This is a genomic window from Pedobacter punctiformis, assembly GCF_027213715.1.
Classification (GTDB): Bacteria; Bacteroidota; Bacteroidia; order Sphingobacteriales; family Sphingobacteriaceae; genus Pedobacter; species Pedobacter punctiformis.
Genome location: NZ_JAPWGM010000001.1, coordinates 1,100,421 through 1,116,094, shown reverse-complemented (window position 1 = coordinate 1,116,094; position 15,674 = coordinate 1,100,421). Strand labels below are relative to the sequence as shown.

Here is a 15,674-nt window from a genome sequence, read left to right as displayed (position 1 = left end):
AGCATCCCGTTATTGGGATGCTTTTTTACTTTAAAGATTATGCCTGCGTATCGCGTAATCTTTTAATTTCATCATGCGACCGCCTTAAAGATGCTTTTTGATCAGAGATTAACGTTCTGATATTTGAAGGCAAATCTTCTTCTTCCAATGCCATTTTATAAGCATTTTGAGCTGCATCTTCTCCAAACTCACAGTTATTTAAAACTGTTTTGCGATCATGGCCGGTAAATAAAGCCTTAACATCCATCCAGCCTCTGTAAATTTTGCCTGATGTGGTGGTTCCGGTTTCAATGTCTTCTCCCAATGCGGAAACTTCAGTTGCTAAAGCCATTTTATATTTCTGGCTTTCCTCAATCATATTTAGAAATAAAGATTTTAAATCAGCGTCCTCATCTTTTAATTCTTCACGTGCTTTTTCATAACCCTCAATGCGGTCGTTATTAATTTGAACCAAATCGTTCAATACCTCTGTTGTTACTGTTGTTGTTTTCATGTCTTTTTATAGTTCTGATGTATAAAGAACATGGTCAATCAAAAAAAGGTTTGTCATTTTTTTAAATTGCTTACAACCATCAGCTATTTTAAACTATTGGATATTTCGAAGCGGAAGATAACCAAGGTGTATTTTGTCGGGTATTGTGTTATCAGTTGCGGTTAGCTTTAGTTTATAATGGCTTTTAACTTCCTTTGTTAAAACATCACTGATCTCAAAAACATCGTCTACATCCACACCATATTTATCATCGATATGAGAAGGGGCGCCTTCAAAACCGGTATGTTTATAAAAAGCAGTTTCTTTTGCCTGTTTAATGGCTGTCGCTTTATCTGTGGTAGCCAAAATCATCTTATAATGTGGTTCATCAAATTCATCCGGGCGATATCCGCCCAGATTAATAAAAAACAAACCCAGTTTATTATTTACAACCTCATCTGCGGTAACCACTTCAACTTTACAACCTTCTACATAATTGACTTCACGCCAGGCATCCACATGAATTTTATCTTTGGCTTCAGGCCAAAACGCAAAAATATCTGGAATCAGTGCATCTAAAGAAGAACCTATACCAAAGAAAATATCGTGCTGTTCGGTTTGTCTGCCTTCTGGCTTACAGCCCAGCATCAGCATAAATAATTTTTGTTGTTCCATGTTTATTGGCATTAACTTTTACAAAAAAAATGGTTTATAACCTCAAGAAAACTATAGGTAACGTACTCATTTCCTTATTAAGGATTGGTTATTGAAATTCTGTACAATATTAATCAAACCTTCATTTGAAGAAACTATTTTAGTCAAAAACTAAAAAGAATGAAAATTTAATGCTTTCCGATTGAATATTGGATGCCACCTAATAAATGTTTTAAAAATAAATCATCGTTGTAGGTTTCTTTAGTATGGCCCAAACAAGTATAAAATGCCCTGCCGCCTTCAAAATTATGGTACCAGCTAAATGGGTGGAAATCTCCATTCTGACCACCGGTATAGGAATGTTCATCCAGCGTAATCAGTACTTTAATATCAGGGTTTATATCTTTAAAATTGTATAATTCATCTTTGTGCATCCAAACAGAATCTTTAAAAGATCTGGTAGACAGATGATTCATATCTTTTATAATAAATTTGGCCTCCTGCACTTTTGGATGGCTGGTAAAATAGGCTCCTGCTAGTTTTCCATACCATGGCCAGCCATATTCTGTGTCTGTAGCCGCATGAACCCCAACATAACCACCGCCCTGATGAATGTAGTTTTGAAAAGCAGTCTGCTGATCATTATCCAAAACATCACCAGTTGTGTTTAAGAAAACTATAGCCGCATACTTTTTTAGGTTTGACTTTGTAAACAAGGCCGCATTTTCAGTCGTATCTACTTCAAAATTATTTTCTTTACCAAGTTTTTGAATTGCAGCTATTCCTTCAGGGATAGAATTGTGGCGAAAGCCTTTAGTTTTTGAAAACACTAAAATTTTTGCTGCTTTTTTAACAGGAACATGGGCCTGAAATAAAATGACAACAGCAATTAAAAGACAAGATGAAAGAATCTTTTTCATAATATATGGTTTGTGGAGAATGATTGGGGTAAATTTAAGAAAGCGCTCTGATAATTTCCTTACATCTTTTTTCTACCTGCCCACAAACCGGCTTAAACAAGGTATTATCCCAGTAAGGATCTGTAACTTCCTCGTTATCTAAAAAAAGTTTCACTTTTTCCCGTTCCTCTTCAGTTTTTGCCATTCGCAAAACATCGTTCAGGTTGTTCCTGTCCATCACTAAAATCAGGTCGTACTCTCCAAACATATTATGGCTAAACTGCTGTGCCCTTTGCCTGCTGATGTCATAGCCAAATGATTTTGCCGCTGCGATACTTCTATGATCAGGCGCCTGTCCAATATGCCAGTTTCCTGTTCCGGCCGAAGCGACTTTCCAGTTTAGGTTTTGTTCATCAGCCAGCTGTCGCATAATTCCCTCCGCTAACGGAGAACGGCAAATATTACCCAAACAAACCATTAAAATTTTCAATACTATTTAGATTTTGCTTTGTAGATATAAGTTACGGTATAGGTAACACCATTTTGTTCGAATGTGTCTATACCTGTTATGGTATTGCCATTCAATTTGACAACAGATTCATTACCCATTCCGTTATTTAACTTAATATCGTTACCATTAATTACCCATGTAGCTTTTGACGAAGCAAACATATCACACAGAGGACCGTTAGATGAAACGGAAAAGAAACCATCATCATAGAAAGAAAGGGTATAGTTATGATTTAAACAAGTGGAATTGCCTGGCATTGTCATGTAATTGGTTGTAGCCATTCCATTGGCCACCATTGCAGGCTTAACCGTAGCAGATGACAAAGGCCAGTTATATTTTGTAATGTCATTGCCGGTAACAATATCTTTCTTTTTACAACCAAATGCAAGGCAAATAAGTGCGATTAATAGAAAGTTCTTCATCATATTTTAGTTTTTTAATATAAACGTAAATGGTTGATCATTCGCTACAAGATAAAAAAATAATGCCTTAAACTTTAAGGGTTTACGGCATTGCTAAAGTATTGATTAAATTTATTTTATGCGTAAATGTCGTTTAAAATTTTTGCCAAACGAACGCCGCCTTTTAGCAATTGTTCATTTAGGGTATCAATCCATTCAAAATTATAACGATAGCTTAATTTTGCATCAGGTTTAATGTTATCATAAATTTTATTGCAAATGGTATAAGATTCATAAACAGCATCTTTTAAACTGCTATTTTGCCAGTTAGCCAATTGTATCGCCGAAGGATGATTTATTGCCCTTGCATATTCAGTATAACTTAACTGCTGATAATCAATTAAACCTTCGTCCCATACTTTATGAAGGTTTGACTTTTCTCCAAACCACAATAACGAAACCCGGTTTCCACCTAAATCCTCTTTACGTGCGGTATGCATGGGCTGGTGTAAATCGCCTACCAAATGCGCCAGCATGCGTATGGCTAACTTTTTTTCATCAAGTGTACTGTTTGGGTTTTTTAATACGGCTACTAAATCCGGGATTTTATTGTACACATTCGGCGCTTTTTCAGTTTCCAGATAGTTAAAAGCACCATCTTTTGTTAATCCGGCAGCCAGGTTTACAAAATGCCAGTTGTACATGTAGTTATAGGTAGAATCTGATTTTATAAAGTCACCCCAGTTGGCAGACATTCCCAGAGATTCGCCACCCAAAATAGCCTCAATTGATTTACGGGTTCTGTTTTTAAGATAGCCATCTGCAATTTCACCCACAATACGGTGTCCAAGCATGCCCCAGGCGCTCGCCTTCATTGGCATATACGCTAATGAAACCAGCACAAAACCGGTTAATAATTTCTTTTGAATGGATGTAAATATCATTTTTATAATTCTTTTTGTATGCAGGTAATTTTTTCTTTCAAAGTTAAAGTTGTTTCACGCTGATCACTTAAACTCTGGAGTAACAATGTATTTGCAGAAGATTTTTTAATCAGGAAGTTTTTGTCGTACCGGCCAATGCGGTAGCAACCTGATATTTTTTGTTTGTAGTTGGCATGTGTAAAAGTTCCTCCAAGAAATAAAGTATCGCTGCGAACAGCATAAACGCCTTTAGCATATTCTTTCCAAACCCCATTATTATAACAGGAATCTTCGTAAAAATTAACTTTGCTGTGGGTGGTTAAATCTACATAGAAAGAATCACAGGTAAACTTGAAATGATGCTGGGTATAATTGGTTAATTTATTACTAAAAGCAACAGAATCTTCATTCCAAACACCCTGCATAAAAACCTCACCTTTTCCCTGAATATTAGGACTAAAGGAACAGCCCGCAACAAGTAAACCGAAAAAGGCGATGAGGAAAATATGAAAAAGCCTTAAGCCCGGATTAACATTATGCATGGTGATTTGAATAAATTTGAATTTTTAATGTCCTCATTTTTAAAAGGAACCTAAAACTGTATAACCCCAAGACTTTTAAACCTTGGGGTTTTATTATTTATTGCAGCTTAAAGATTGGTTTTGTTTTCTAAAATTATTTTAAGCTTCCAACCATATCTTCTGGTCTAACCCATTCATCAAACTGTTCGTTGGTTAATAAACCAAGCTCAACAGCAGCTGCTTTTAAGGTTTTATTTTCTTTATGTGCTTTTTTGGCAATTTTAGCAGCATTTTCGTAACCCACATGAGGGTTTAAAGCCGTAACCAGCATTAAAGAGTTTTGTAAATGTTTCTGAATTTCAGGCTCGTTTGCAGTAATTCCTTCCGCACACTTATCATTGAAAGAAACGCAGGCATCGCCAATTAAACGGGCAGATTGTAAAACGTTAGCTGCAATTAAAGGTTTAAAAACGTTCAGTTCAAAATGACCTGTTGCACCACCAATTGAAACGGCAACATCATTACCCATAACCTGAGCGCATACCATTGTTAAAGCTTCTGGTTGTGTTGGATTAACTTTGCCTGGCATAATTGAAGATCCCGGTTCGTTATCAGGAATTACAATTTCGCCAATTCCACAACGTGGACCTGAACTTAACATCCGCACATCATTAGCAACTTTCATTAAAGAAACAGCCGTACGTTTTAATGCACCCGATAATTCAACCATTGCATCATGCGCTGCCAAAGCCTCAAATTTATTCGGAGCCGTAACAAAAGGTAATCCCGTTAAATCAGCAATTTTTTTAGCGACTAAAACATCATAACCTTTTGGGGTATTTAAACCTGTACCCACGGCGGTACCGCCCAAAGCAAGTTCGGCAACCATAACCAAAGCATTTTTTATTGCCCTGATGCTGTTATCAATTTGTTGTACATAACCAGAAAACTCCTGTCCTAAAGTAAGCGGAGTTGCATCCATAAAGTGGGTACGACCGGTTTTAACTATGCTGCTAAATTCTTCAACCTTTTTAGCTAAAGTATTTCTCAGTTTCTCTAAACCAGGAATTGTGTTTTCAACCGTAAGTTTGTATGCCGCAATGTGCATCGCCGTTGGGTAAGTATCGTTTGATGACTGCGATTTATTTACATCATCATTTGGGTGAAGTACTTTTTTATCATCAGAAAGCTGACCACCATTAATTACGTGCGCACGATTAGCAATTACTTCGTTACCATTCATATTGCTTTGCGTACCCGAACCAGTTTGCCAAATCACCAATGGGAACTGGTCATCTAACTGGCCTGCAATAATTTCATCACAAGCTTTAGCAATCAAATCTGCTTTTTCTACAGCTAAAACGCCTAATTCAGTATTGGCTAATGCCGCAGCTTTTTTAAGATAACCAAAAGCATGTATAATTTCTTTTGGCATTGAACCTTCCGGGCCAATTTTGAAGTTGTTGCGTGAGCGTTCGGTTTGTGCACCCCAGTATTTATCCGCAGGCACCTGCACCTCGCCCATGGTATCGTGTTCTATTCTGAAACTCATTATAATTTTGATTTTGTTATCGCAAATTTAGTTTTTTTGCCATTAAACCAAGGTATTATATTAGATATTTAGATATAGATGATAAAAGTGTTTTTAACGATTCCTGCCCTGCTGCGGCAAGAAGCATCCCTGACTAACGCAAATATGCTTCTTGCCTCAGCACAATCATATATTTAAGGTTATCGCACTTTATAAAACTCTTTATCAGCCGTTATTAATAAACCTTACATTTTTGTACTTTTGCGGCTATGTCAGTTATTAAACCCTCGTTAGCAAAAGGTACCCGCGATTTTTCTCCGGTTGAAATGGTTAAACGCAACTTTATTTATGATACCATTAAAACGGTTTTCAAAAAATATGGTTATGCAGAAATCCAAACACCAAGTATGGAAAATAGTGATACCTTAATGGGGAAGTATGGGGAAGAGGGTGACAAGCTGATTTTTAAGATATTAGAATCAGGTGAATATACAAGTGATTTAAACAAAAAAATCTTGCCGAAATTAGATTCCATCCTTGTTAAAGAGGACACACGTAAAGATTTTTTACTTATTGCAGATGATTTTGCAAAGCAGCTTATTGATTTTATTCCAATATTGAAAAATACAAGTCTGCTCTACCAAAAAGACCTTTTATTATCAAAATTGTCATCTAGTCTTTTCCATACAAAAATAAAAAGAACCAATTATTTCTTTGAGATTAAGAACATCTTTGTTAAATATCTTTTGAGTAAAGGAACCAAAAGCTTAAAATTCAAACCGTTTATTAATAGACTAGCTTATTATTCTGAGATTTCTGATCGTAACTTCCGTTATGAAGAAATCTACCTCGGGTTCTATTATATAATTAATAGAAGTTCAACATTAAAAAAGATTCTTGATGAAGAAGTTAAGGCGAGAAAATCTATCAGCGCAAAAGAATTGACTCCAAGTTTGTCTAAAAAAGCATTACGTTATGATTTAACAGTACCTTTTGCCCGTTACGTAGTAATGCACCAAAACGATATAACCTTACCTTTTAAACGTTTTCAGGTACAGCCGGTTTGGCGTGCAGACAGGCCACAAAAAGGCCGATACCGGGAATTTTATCAATGTGATGTTGATGTGGTAGGTTCTGAAAGTTTATTAAATGAAGCCGAATTTATCCTGATTTATGATGAAGCTTTAAGCAAATTGGGCTTGAAGGATTTTGTTGTTAAAATAAATAATAGAAAAATTCTATCAGGCATTGCCGAGATTATAGGCAAACCTGATTTAATCATTGATATGACGGTTGCCATTGATAAACTTGATAAAATCGGGTTAGATGGCGTGTGTAAAGAATTATTAGAACGCGGTTTTACAGAAGCAGATTTAGAAAAACTTCGTCCGGTAATTTTATTACAAGGAACAAACGAGGAAAAACTCGCCAGTTTAAAAGCTGTTTTGGCAAATTCTGAAACTGGTTTAAAAGGTATTGCAGAAATTGAACAGGTTTTTGAATATGTCGACAGCCTTATTGCTTACGCTTTGCCACTTACCGCCAAATTAGAATTAGACATTACCTTAGCACGCGGCTTAAATTATTATACAGGCTGCATTTTTGAGGTTAAAACCAACGAAGTTGCCATGGGCAGTATTGGTGGTGGCGGTCGCTATGATGACTTAACAGGCATGTTTGGGCTTAAAGATTTAACTGGCGTGGGTGTTTCTTTCGGAGCAGATCGTATTTATGACGTTTTAGAAGAACTTAATCTTTTCCCTTCGTCAGCCGAAATAGGTACGAAAGTACTCATCAGCAATTTCGATGCGGAGGCAGAAAAATATGCTTTACCCATTCTGCAGCAACTTAGAACGGCAGGGATTCCTGCTGAGTTATATCCAACTGCAGCAAAGCTGAAAAAACAAATGGCTTATGCTGACGCTAAAAAAATTCCTTACGTGATTTTAATCGGAGGTGATGAAATTGCAAGCGGAGAACTTACGTTGAAAGATATGCAAAGCGGGGAGCAGAAAAAATTAACCACTTTAAGTATTCTGGATTTGCTGAAGTAAAGAAAATGATTTCCTCCTTGTGAGGTACGAAGCAATCTTAATGGATCTGACAGAAACCTGAGCTGTAAAATTCTTTCTATTTTCCCGATTAAAGTTAACGCCCCACTCTTAGTAAAATAGGGAAGGTGATGTCTTTCAAAGCATCGTCTCCCCAGGCTTCTTTTAGTTCTGTAAAAACAAATTCTATTGGGTTTTTATCATTCGCTTTTTTGTAATGCTGCAAAGCTGACCAGGTATTTAAGTAGCCGATCAGCTGATCAAAATTCCAGGTGGTTTTAATGGAAAAATGGGGGGTGGCAATCTCTTCAAAAGGGAAAGGAATAGTTTGATATCCTTCTTCAATATATTTGCGTTCTTCATCCCAGTACTTCCCTAAAATATCCTCGTAAAGTTTGTGGATAACAACATCTACTTTTTGATCAATCTGCATGATACCATAACCAATTGCCGCAAAAATGCCCTCGGGTTTTAGAGTACGTTTAACTTCCAGGTAAAAAGCATCAAACTGAAACCAATGGATGGCCTGGGCAACCGTAATTAAATCAAAAATATGATTTGCAAAAGAACTGCGTTCAGAAGGTTCGATCAGGTAAGAAATATTTTCAGCTTTAGCTGCATTTTTAAGTTGATTTTCGCTGATATCCGTTCCAAAAACCTGCTTAAAATGCTTCGCCAGTTCACGGGCAACCTGTCCGTTTCCAGTTGCGCAATCCCAGACATTATTCTTTTCTTTAATTAGTGATAAGAGAAAATCATAGAGTTCAGGTGGATAAGTAGGTCTGAATTGCGCATATTCTGCTGCCTGCGTAGAAAAATTATCTTTCATAAGGAAATATACTTAGATCAGTAAACGGACAGGATTAAAACACAAATAAGCTATATTTGTTCTGTTTCTAACCAAGCCATAAATTTAATTTAAGCCATTCCGGGTAAAACTTTCGCTGTATGCATAAAACTGCTGATACTTTACAAAAAGATGAGATTAAAGATGTTGAACACAGGCTAAAATCTATTTTTGGCGGATCTATAGGTAATCTGGTGGAGTGGTATGATTGGTATACCTATTCGGCATTTGCCTTATACTTTTCTCCTATTTTCTTTCCCAACAGCAATCCAACAGCACAGCTTTTAGGCACCGCCGGAATTTTTGCCGTTGGCTTTTTAATGCGCCCCATTGGAGGCTGGTTATTTGGCAGTATTGCAGATAAATACGGAAGGAAAAAATCAATGACACTTTCGGTTTTTATTATGGCCATTGGCTCCCTGATGATTGGTTTAGCACCCGGTTATAATCAAATCGGCGTAGCGGCACCCCTGTTATTACTTTTCGCAAGGCTTATTCAGGGTTTAAGCACAGGTGGTGAATATGGAACATCAGCGACTTATTTAAGTGAAATGGCCACGAAAAAGCATCGTGGTTTTTACTCAAGTTTTCAATATGTTACTTTAATTGGCGGGCAATTATTGGCCCTGGGCATCCAGCTGATTTTACAAAACTGGCTATTAACCTCTGCTGAATTACATGCCTGGGGATGGAGAATTCCATTTTTTATTGGTGCAATTTTATCTTTTACTGCTTTGTATTTACGCAGGCACATTAATGAAACCTCCGCTTTCAAATCGACCAGTGAAAAAGCCCAAAAAGGAGGAATAGCGGCACTATTAGACTATCCTAAAGAAGTTTTAACCGTGGTTGGACTTACGCTCGGTGGCACAATTGCATTCTATACTTTCAGTACTTACATGCAGAAATTTTTAGTAAATACGGTGCATTTAACCAAAGAGAAATCGACCATCTTATCCTTTGTTTCGCTTTTGGTGTTTGCCTTTTTACAGCCTTTGTTTGGCTTACTGTCTGATAAAATCGGACGCAAACCCTTACTGATTGGTTTTGGTATTTTAGGTACTCTTTGTACTTATCCTATTTTAATTACCTTAACTTTTGCGACAAGCACTACGCTTATTTTTCTTTTAATGGTTGGCGCTTTAATTATTGTAAGTGGTTATACTAGTATTAATGCTGTAGTTAAAGCAGAATTATTTCCGGCACACATCAGGGCATTGGGTGTTGGGCTTCCTTATGCTTTAACCGTTGCAATTTTTGGAGGAACAGCAGAATATTTAGCCCTCTGGTTTAAAAACATTGGTCACGAAAATTACTTTTACATCTATGTTAGTTTTTGTGTATTAATTTCATTGATTTTATATAGCACAATGAAAGACACCAAACATCACTCTAAAATAGAAGACTAGGTTTAAAGGATATATTCTTCGTTAATTGGTTTTACCGGCTCCGGAATTTCGTCTTCTCCAAGCATTTGAAGCAGGTTAATCTCTATGGTTCGGGTAATCTGATTCAACGGTACTCCTGCAGAATTATTCTCGAAAGGATTGACTAAGCTCATTCCGTTTATTTGGGTAGAAACAAATACAAATCCAATCAGCCACCCCAGGAAAATAGAAAAAATACCTGCCGACTGACTGATAACCAAGGTAAAAGTAACTACAAAAAGCCAGATAAATACCTTGGTTAAATAGGTATAAGTTGTAGGGAAAATGGTGTTTTTAATGCGCTCACTCATTCCCATAGAATCCGAAAAACGGGTAAGCATTTCATTAATTTCAATAAATCTGAAACCATCTACCGCATTTGTTTTAGATAAGATCTGTAAATCTCTGGATTGAATATTCAGAATGGCATTGTGGGCGTTACTGTGTTTCTCTATTTCTTTCAAATCCTCCTCACTCAAGTATTTAATATAAATTTCGTCAACTGTTCCTCTTAAATTTGCTTTCAGTGCATATAAAAAAGCAATGTGCCTGAAAACCATCTTTTTGGCTACTTCATTGTCTTTATCCACATAATTAATTAAACAGCGGGCAAATGAACGGGAATCGTTAACCAGCGAGCCCCATATCTTTCTGCCTTCCCACCAGCGGTCGTAAGCCTGGTTATTATTAAAACCAATAAAAAAAGCAATAGCCGTACCCAATACAGTCGGAATGATGGAAGGGATTTCGAAGTGGTAAGCAATTAAATATTCGCGAATCAGATAAGCCCCGGTACAGGAAACGATCATAATCAGATCAACCTGCCATGTATTTCTTAAAATTCGGCTTAACCGGATGTTCTGTATTAAAAGCATATTATTATTTTATGAGTGAAAATACAATTCTAAAAGCGAAATGTTTGCTGGTGTAACAATTTTAGTTACAATCTTTTGCTAAAATCCTTATCCTCTTAAATTTAAACTATATTAGAAAAACCAAATATCCTTTTTCATGAGTGAAATCATCCCAAAGAATAATATTTTTAAAGTGATCGGTGCGTCTTCGCTGGGCACATTAATTGAGTGGTACGACTTCTATATTTTTGGCAGTTTGGCTGTAATTATTGGTCATCAGTTATTCCCTGAAGATGCAGGTGCATCTGCACTGATTAACACCCTTGCTATTTTCGCCGCTGGTTTTATTGTGCGTCCCTTTGGGGCATTGGTTTTTGGGCGTTTAGGTGATTTAATTGGCCGGAAATACACTTTTCTGCTTACACTCGTATTAATGGGTGGCTCTACCTTTTTGATTGGCTTAATTCCTTCTTATAAAACTATAGGTTACGCAGCCCCAATATTGGTTTTAATTTTAAGGTTAATTCAAGGTTTAGCTTTAGGTGGCGAATATGGAGGTGCGGCAACTTACGTGGCCGAACACGCCCCTAAAAACCGGAGGGGATTTTTTACCAGCTGGATTCAAACCACTGCAACATTAGGTCTTTTTCTTTCGTTAGGTGTAATCGTAATTACTAAAAACATTTTAGGTGCAGAAGCTTTTGGCAACTGGGGATGGCGCATTCCATTTTTATTATCTATTGTTTTGGTCGTGGTTTCGATTTACATCCGGATGAAAATGCATGAATCGCCCATGTTCTCCAAGTTAAAATCTGAAGGTAAAATTTCTAAAAACCCTTTAAAGGAAAGTTTTAGTCAGAAAGCCAATTTCAAAATGGTGTTGCTGGCGTTATTTGGGGCAACCATGGGGCAAGGTGTAATTTGGTACACCGGACAGTTTTATGCACAGTCATTTTTAGAAAACACCTGTAAACTTGATTTTAATGACTCACGGTATATTTTGCTATGGGGAATTGCTTTTGCCACGCCCTTTTTTGTTGTTTTTGGTTCCTGGAGTGATAAAGTTGGGCGCAAATGGATTATGCTGACCGGGATGCTGCTGGGTATTGTCTTTTACCGGCCTATTTATCAAATATTTCTGAATGATACGGATACTTCTAAAATGGATTTAACGGGTGCCGTTTATATGGCGCCGAAAGTAAAGCACGAAGTGATACCCGGTACTCCAGACAGCCTTTATACCTCTACAACAAAAGTCACATTGAAAAATGGTGCTTCTTTTAATAAAATTCAGGTGGATACGCTTTCTCTTAAAAATGGTTTATTGCCAGCAAAAGAGATTATAAAAGATAAGGTTTTGCCAACGGCAACCTTTTGGAAATTTGTGGGTTTAATTTTCTTTCAGATTTTATTGGTAACCATGGTTTACGGACCAATTGCAGCATTTTTGGTTGAGCTTTTTCCAACAAAAATCAGGTACACTTCCATGTCATTACCTTATCACATTGGCAATGGTGTTTTCGGAGGCCTGGTTCCGTTTATTGCCACACTGATTGCCAGTTTTGCGGGCTCAACACCTTTATCAGGACTTTGGTACCCAATTGGGATTGCAACCTTAAGTTTGGTTATTGGAACCATTTATTTATCAAACAAAAGAGACGAAAATATTAACGATTAAAAGATGAAAGCAGTAAAGAAATTTTTAGGGTTAATCTGGATGGTTTTGGGCCCAATGGCCATGACTTTTTTGTTTATTCAAGCCATAGAAAAAGTTGGATTAACCCACACTGATATTGAACGAACCAATACCATTTTACAGTGGGGCATTATTCTGTTTATCTTTTTTCCAATCAGTTTAGGTTTAATGATTTTTGGTTTTTATGCCTGGAAAGGGGAATACGATCAGCTGCCCGAAAGTTCGGAAGAAATTTAATTTCACAAAACTTCCCTTTCCAAAAAATATCTATTGCTTTAAACAGATGAAAATTATAACAATACCACGTCATGATGACGGTTTACTTTCCTGCACCTACAATGTTTATAAACCTGATTGGAGCGGCATCCTCCGATATTTCATCGGGGATACAGCGGAAAGCAGGAACAAACTTCTTTAAGAACTAATGACCATTGCTTTCCAAAACCAAAAATCTTTATTGCTTTAACATACAGCCTTCAGCTTCAGTTTGCAACAAAAACTATAACAATCTTGCTTAAAGCACCCTAACCAATAAACCTTTTAAATATTCGCCTTCTGGAAATGAGATGCGAACCGGATGATCTTCGGGCTGACTAAATTGTTTAATAATCTGAACTTCTTTACCGGCATCAAGCGCAGCCCAGGCAATAATTTGTTTAAAGGTTTCTAAATCTACCGCACCAGAGCAAGAAAATGTTGCCAATAAACCACCTTTTTCAAGTAGCAACATGCCCAAACGGTTTAAATCTTTATAAGCTCTTGCGGCCCGGTCTAAAGCCGAACGCGAAGGCGCATACTTTGGCGGATCGAGTACAATTACATCAAATAATTCTCCTGATTCTTTAAACGTTCTTAATTGTTTATTTACATCAGATTGTATGGTTGTAACTTTGCTTTCTTCAAATCTATTTAAAGCAACATTTTGTTTCAGGGTTTCAACGGCAAGGCCTGAGCTGTCTACACTGGTTACACTTGCTGCACCATTAGCCAAACTGTTCAAGCTAAATCCACCACTGTAACTAAAGCAATCCAAAACTTTTTTGCCTTTGGTGTAACTGGCTAAAATCTGTCTGTTATCACGCTGATCACAATAAAATCCCGATTTTTGTCCTTCCGCAATGTTAATATTATAGCGAATTCCATTCTCTTTTACTTCTAAAAATTCAGGCGGATTTTCGCCCCAAAGCAAGCCATTTTCAATGGGCAAACCTTCATGCCTGCGGGCGGTGGCATCACTTTTATCAAAAATACCCTTAGGCTGTAATTCTGTTCTCAAAATATCAACCAGTTCTGTTTTTACCTTTTCTATTCCCGATGATAAAATTTGCAGGGAAAGGAAATCGGCGTATTGATCAACGATAAGGCCGGGTAGAAAATCGGCTTCACTAAATACGAGGCGACAAGTATTGGTTTGATCGCTCAAAATAAATTGTCGAGAAGCAATGGCTTGTTTTAAGCGGCTCTGGTACCAGGACTTATTGATCAGCTGGTTTTCATTCCATTCTAAAAGGCGCACCGCCACTCTTGAATTGGCATTATAATATCCGTAGGCTAAAAATTCATGATCAAAAGCAAATACTTTTACTACATCACCATTTTCTGGTTTTCCTTTTATTTTATCCAGTGCACCCGAAAATATCCAGGGATGTCTTTGCAATGCTGCTTTTTCTTTGCCCTTTTTTAATATGATTTCTACCATGCCGCAAAGGTAAGTAAAAGAGCGGTAGGATGGAACAGGGAGGCGAAATGTAAAAATTAAAGGAAACGATTGCTTGGTTGTTTATGCATTTTAACCAATTCGGTGTCTAAAACCCTGGTTTCAAACTCAGTTACGGGTCGTTTGGCCTCAATCATTTTGATGAGTAATTCGGTCGCAACCTGTCCCATTTCAAAGGCAGGCTGTTTAACCGAAGTTAATGATGGGGAAAACAAATTAACCAGGCTGGAATTGGTAAAACCAGCGATTGCAATTTTATGTGCCACTTCTGGATTGGTATTTTTCAGGGCCATAATGCAGCCCGTGGTTAACCTGTCGCTGGAGATAAAAATGCCATCCGGTTTAAGTGGCAATAGTTCTTTTACCGCAACTTCCAATTCTTCGCTGTGCATGCCACCATGCTGACAATATTTAACCAGTTCGGGTTTAAACTCAATGTGATATTTTGCCAAAGCTGCTTTATAGCCTTCTAATCTTTCTTTGGTGTTGGATAAGGTTTCAGAATTGGTCAGGTGTGCAATGACTCTTTTGCCAGATAAAATAAGGTGTTCTGTCGCATCAAAAGCGCCTTTAAAATTATTGGCAATTACTTTATGTGTTTCAAAATTTTCGGGCACGCGGTCAAAGAATACAATTGGCAAACCACGGGCATACAAATCTCTTAAATAATCTATATCTTCAGTTTCTGATGACAGCGCAATTAGTAAACCATCAATAGAACGTGATGCAAGATGCTCTACGTTGAGTTTTTCTTGTTTATGTGATTCGTGGCTTTGAGAAATGATCACATGGTAATCTTTGTCATAAGCGATAGATTCCATGCCGTTAATGACCTGAGAAAAGAAATTATTGGCAATTTCGCTCACCACAATCCCGATAGAATAGCTACGGCGTTCTTTCAAACTGCGGGCAATTGGATTGGCCCGGTAATTTACCTTTTCAGCATAAGCCAAGACTATTTTCTTAGTCTCTTCACTAATTTCGTAACGGTCTCTCAAAGCTCTGGAAACAGTGGAAGTTGAGAATCCTAAAGCTTTGGCAATATCTTTTATAGTGGATGTTTCAAGTCTCATATTAAGTACCAGTTCCGAATTTACAAAAAATATCGGTTAAGGCGACTTAAAGTTAAAATTAGTGGGAATTACATGATAACGTTAACGGGAACGATTG

General features: G+C 37.2%; 16 protein-coding genes. 4 read left to right on the top strand and 12 right to left on the bottom strand.

The window, feature by feature from the left end:
* Positions 1 to 37: 37 nt before the first annotated feature.
* From O0955_RS04985 to fumC, 8 genes are all read right to left on the bottom strand, one after another.
* Positions 38 to 493 (bottom strand): ferritin-like domain-containing protein, encoded by a 456-nt coding sequence (locus O0955_RS04985; protein ID WP_269426420.1) that lies wholly within the window; start codon positions 491 to 493, stop codon positions 38 to 40.
* Between the two features lie 93 nt (positions 494 to 586).
* Positions 587 to 1,147, bottom strand: a complete 561-nt coding sequence (locus tag O0955_RS04980) for a DUF1543 domain-containing protein (RefSeq protein WP_269426419.1) — start codon at positions 1,145 to 1,147, stop codon at positions 587 to 589.
* 167 nt (positions 1,148 to 1,314) lie between these two features.
* Positions 1,315 to 2,046 carry a ThuA domain-containing protein gene (locus O0955_RS04975; RefSeq protein WP_269426418.1) on the bottom strand — a complete coding sequence of 244 codons (732 nt, stop codon included), beginning with the start codon at positions 2,044 to 2,046 and terminating at the stop codon, positions 1,315 to 1,317.
* A gap of 34 nt (positions 2,047 to 2,080) precedes the next feature.
* The gene (locus tag O0955_RS04970) at positions 2,081 to 2,515 is read right to left on the bottom strand and encodes a low molecular weight protein-tyrosine-phosphatase (RefSeq protein ID WP_269426417.1); all 435 of its coding nucleotides are present in this window, start codon (positions 2,513 to 2,515) and stop codon (positions 2,081 to 2,083) included.
* Between the two features lie 2 nt (positions 2,516 to 2,517).
* Positions 2,518 to 2,961 (bottom strand): lipocalin family protein, encoded by a 444-nt coding sequence (locus tag O0955_RS04965; RefSeq protein WP_269426416.1) that lies wholly within the window; start codon positions 2,959 to 2,961, stop codon positions 2,518 to 2,520.
* Positions 2,962 to 3,074: 113 nt separating this feature from the next.
* Positions 3,075 to 3,881: a S1/P1 nuclease gene (locus O0955_RS04960; RefSeq protein ID WP_269426415.1), complete on the bottom strand. Its 807-nt coding sequence runs from the start codon at positions 3,879 to 3,881 to the stop codon at positions 3,075 to 3,077.
* Positions 3,882 to 3,883: 2 nt separating this feature from the next.
* The gene (locus tag O0955_RS04955; protein WP_269426414.1) at positions 3,884 to 4,402 is read right to left on the bottom strand and encodes a fumarate hydratase; all 519 of its coding nucleotides are present in this window, start codon (positions 4,400 to 4,402) and stop codon (positions 3,884 to 3,886) included.
* A 133-nt stretch (positions 4,403 to 4,535) separates the two neighbouring features.
* Positions 4,536 to 5,933 carry a class II fumarate hydratase gene (gene fumC / locus O0955_RS04950; RefSeq protein ID WP_269426413.1) on the bottom strand — a complete coding sequence of 466 codons (1,398 nt, stop codon included), beginning with the start codon at positions 5,931 to 5,933 and terminating at the stop codon, positions 4,536 to 4,538.
* Between the two features lie 644 nt (positions 5,934 to 6,577).
* Here fumC and hisS point away from each other — a divergent pair.
* Positions 6,578 to 7,966 carry a histidine--tRNA ligase gene (gene hisS, locus O0955_RS04945; RefSeq protein ID WP_428982401.1) on the top strand — a complete coding sequence of 463 codons (1,389 nt, stop codon included), beginning with the start codon at positions 6,578 to 6,580 and terminating at the stop codon, positions 7,964 to 7,966.
* A gap of 94 nt (positions 7,967 to 8,060) precedes the next feature.
* Here the strand turns inward: hisS and O0955_RS04940 are convergent, their stop codons facing one another.
* Positions 8,061 to 8,792, bottom strand: a complete 732-nt coding sequence (locus O0955_RS04940) for a class I SAM-dependent methyltransferase (RefSeq protein ID WP_269426411.1) — start codon at positions 8,790 to 8,792, stop codon at positions 8,061 to 8,063.
* Between the two features lie 119 nt (positions 8,793 to 8,911).
* Here O0955_RS04940 and O0955_RS04935 point away from each other — a divergent pair, with 119 nt between their 5' ends.
* Positions 8,912 to 10,219: an MFS transporter gene (locus O0955_RS04935; protein ID WP_269426410.1), complete on the top strand. Its 1,308-nt coding sequence runs from the start codon at positions 8,912 to 8,914 to the stop codon at positions 10,217 to 10,219.
* 2 nt (positions 10,220 to 10,221) lie between these two features.
* Here the strand turns inward: O0955_RS04935 and O0955_RS04930 are convergent, their stop codons facing one another.
* The gene (locus tag O0955_RS04930; protein WP_269426409.1) at positions 10,222 to 11,112 is read right to left on the bottom strand and encodes a bestrophin family protein; all 891 of its coding nucleotides are present in this window, start codon (positions 11,110 to 11,112) and stop codon (positions 10,222 to 10,224) included.
* Positions 11,113 to 11,248: 136 nt separating this feature from the next.
* On the opposite strand from O0955_RS04930, the gene O0955_RS04925 reads away from it, so the two are divergent.
* Positions 11,249 to 12,769 carry an MFS transporter gene (locus O0955_RS04925; protein WP_269426408.1) on the top strand — a complete coding sequence of 507 codons (1,521 nt, stop codon included), beginning with the start codon at positions 11,249 to 11,251 and terminating at the stop codon, positions 12,767 to 12,769.
* Between the two features lie 3 nt (positions 12,770 to 12,772).
* On the top strand, positions 12,773 to 13,024 hold the full coding sequence (locus tag O0955_RS04920) for a DUF6814 family protein (protein WP_269426407.1): 252 nt from the start codon (positions 12,773 to 12,775) through the stop codon (positions 13,022 to 13,024).
* Positions 13,025 to 13,301: 277 nt separating this feature from the next.
* Here O0955_RS04920 and O0955_RS04915 read toward each other — a convergent pair whose 3' ends face one another.
* Together O0955_RS04915 and O0955_RS04910 are read right to left on the bottom strand one after the other, a co-directional pair.
* Positions 13,302 to 14,486 carry a class I SAM-dependent rRNA methyltransferase gene (locus O0955_RS04915; protein WP_269426406.1) on the bottom strand — a complete coding sequence of 395 codons (1,185 nt, stop codon included), beginning with the start codon at positions 14,484 to 14,486 and terminating at the stop codon, positions 13,302 to 13,304.
* A 56-nt stretch (positions 14,487 to 14,542) separates the two neighbouring features.
* On the bottom strand, positions 14,543 to 15,577 hold the full coding sequence (locus tag O0955_RS04910) for a LacI family DNA-binding transcriptional regulator (protein ID WP_269426405.1): 1,035 nt from the start codon (positions 15,575 to 15,577) through the stop codon (positions 14,543 to 14,545).
* Positions 15,578 to 15,674 lie beyond the last annotated feature (97 nt).

Excerpts from the sequence above, each read along its gene's own strand:
- O0955_RS04965 (WP_269426416.1), bottom strand. The coding sequence starts at position 2,961 with ATGATGAAGAACTTTCTATTAATCGCACTTATTTGCCTTGCATTTGGT.
- O0955_RS04955 (WP_269426414.1), bottom strand. The coding sequence starts at position 4,402 with ATGCATAATGTTAATCCGGGCTTAAGGCTTTTTCATATTTTCCTCATC.
- O0955_RS04925 (WP_269426408.1), top strand. The coding sequence starts at position 11,249 with ATGAGTGAAATCATCCCAAAGAATAATATTTTTAAAGTGATCGGTGCG.
- O0955_RS04985 (WP_269426420.1), bottom strand. The coding sequence starts at position 493 with ATGAAAACAACAACAGTAACAACAGAGGTATTGAACGATTTGGTTCAA.
- O0955_RS04940 (WP_269426411.1), bottom strand. The coding sequence starts at position 8,792 with ATGAAAGATAATTTTTCTACGCAGGCAGCAGAATATGCGCAATTCAGA.
- O0955_RS04915 (WP_269426406.1), bottom strand. The coding sequence starts at position 14,486 with ATGGTAGAAATCATATTAAAAAAGGGCAAAGAAAAAGCAGCATTGCAA.
- O0955_RS04980 (WP_269426419.1), bottom strand. The coding sequence starts at position 1,147 with ATGGAACAACAAAAATTATTTATGCTGATGCTGGGCTGTAAGCCAGAA.
- O0955_RS04960 (WP_269426415.1), bottom strand. The coding sequence starts at position 3,881 with ATGATATTTACATCCATTCAAAAGAAATTATTAACCGGTTTTGTGCTG.
- O0955_RS04920 (WP_269426407.1), top strand. The coding sequence starts at position 12,773 with ATGAAAGCAGTAAAGAAATTTTTAGGGTTAATCTGGATGGTTTTGGGC.
- fumC (WP_269426413.1), bottom strand. The coding sequence starts at position 5,933 with ATGAGTTTCAGAATAGAACACGATACCATGGGCGAGGTGCAGGTGCCT.
- O0955_RS04930 (WP_269426409.1), bottom strand. The coding sequence starts at position 11,112 with ATGCTTTTAATACAGAACATCCGGTTAAGCCGAATTTTAAGAAATACA.
- O0955_RS04935 (WP_269426410.1), top strand. The coding sequence starts at position 8,912 with ATGCATAAAACTGCTGATACTTTACAAAAAGATGAGATTAAAGATGTT.
- O0955_RS04910 (WP_269426405.1), bottom strand. The coding sequence starts at position 15,577 with ATGAGACTTGAAACATCCACTATAAAAGATATTGCCAAAGCTTTAGGA.
- O0955_RS04975 (WP_269426418.1), bottom strand. The coding sequence starts at position 2,046 with ATGAAAAAGATTCTTTCATCTTGTCTTTTAATTGCTGTTGTCATTTTA.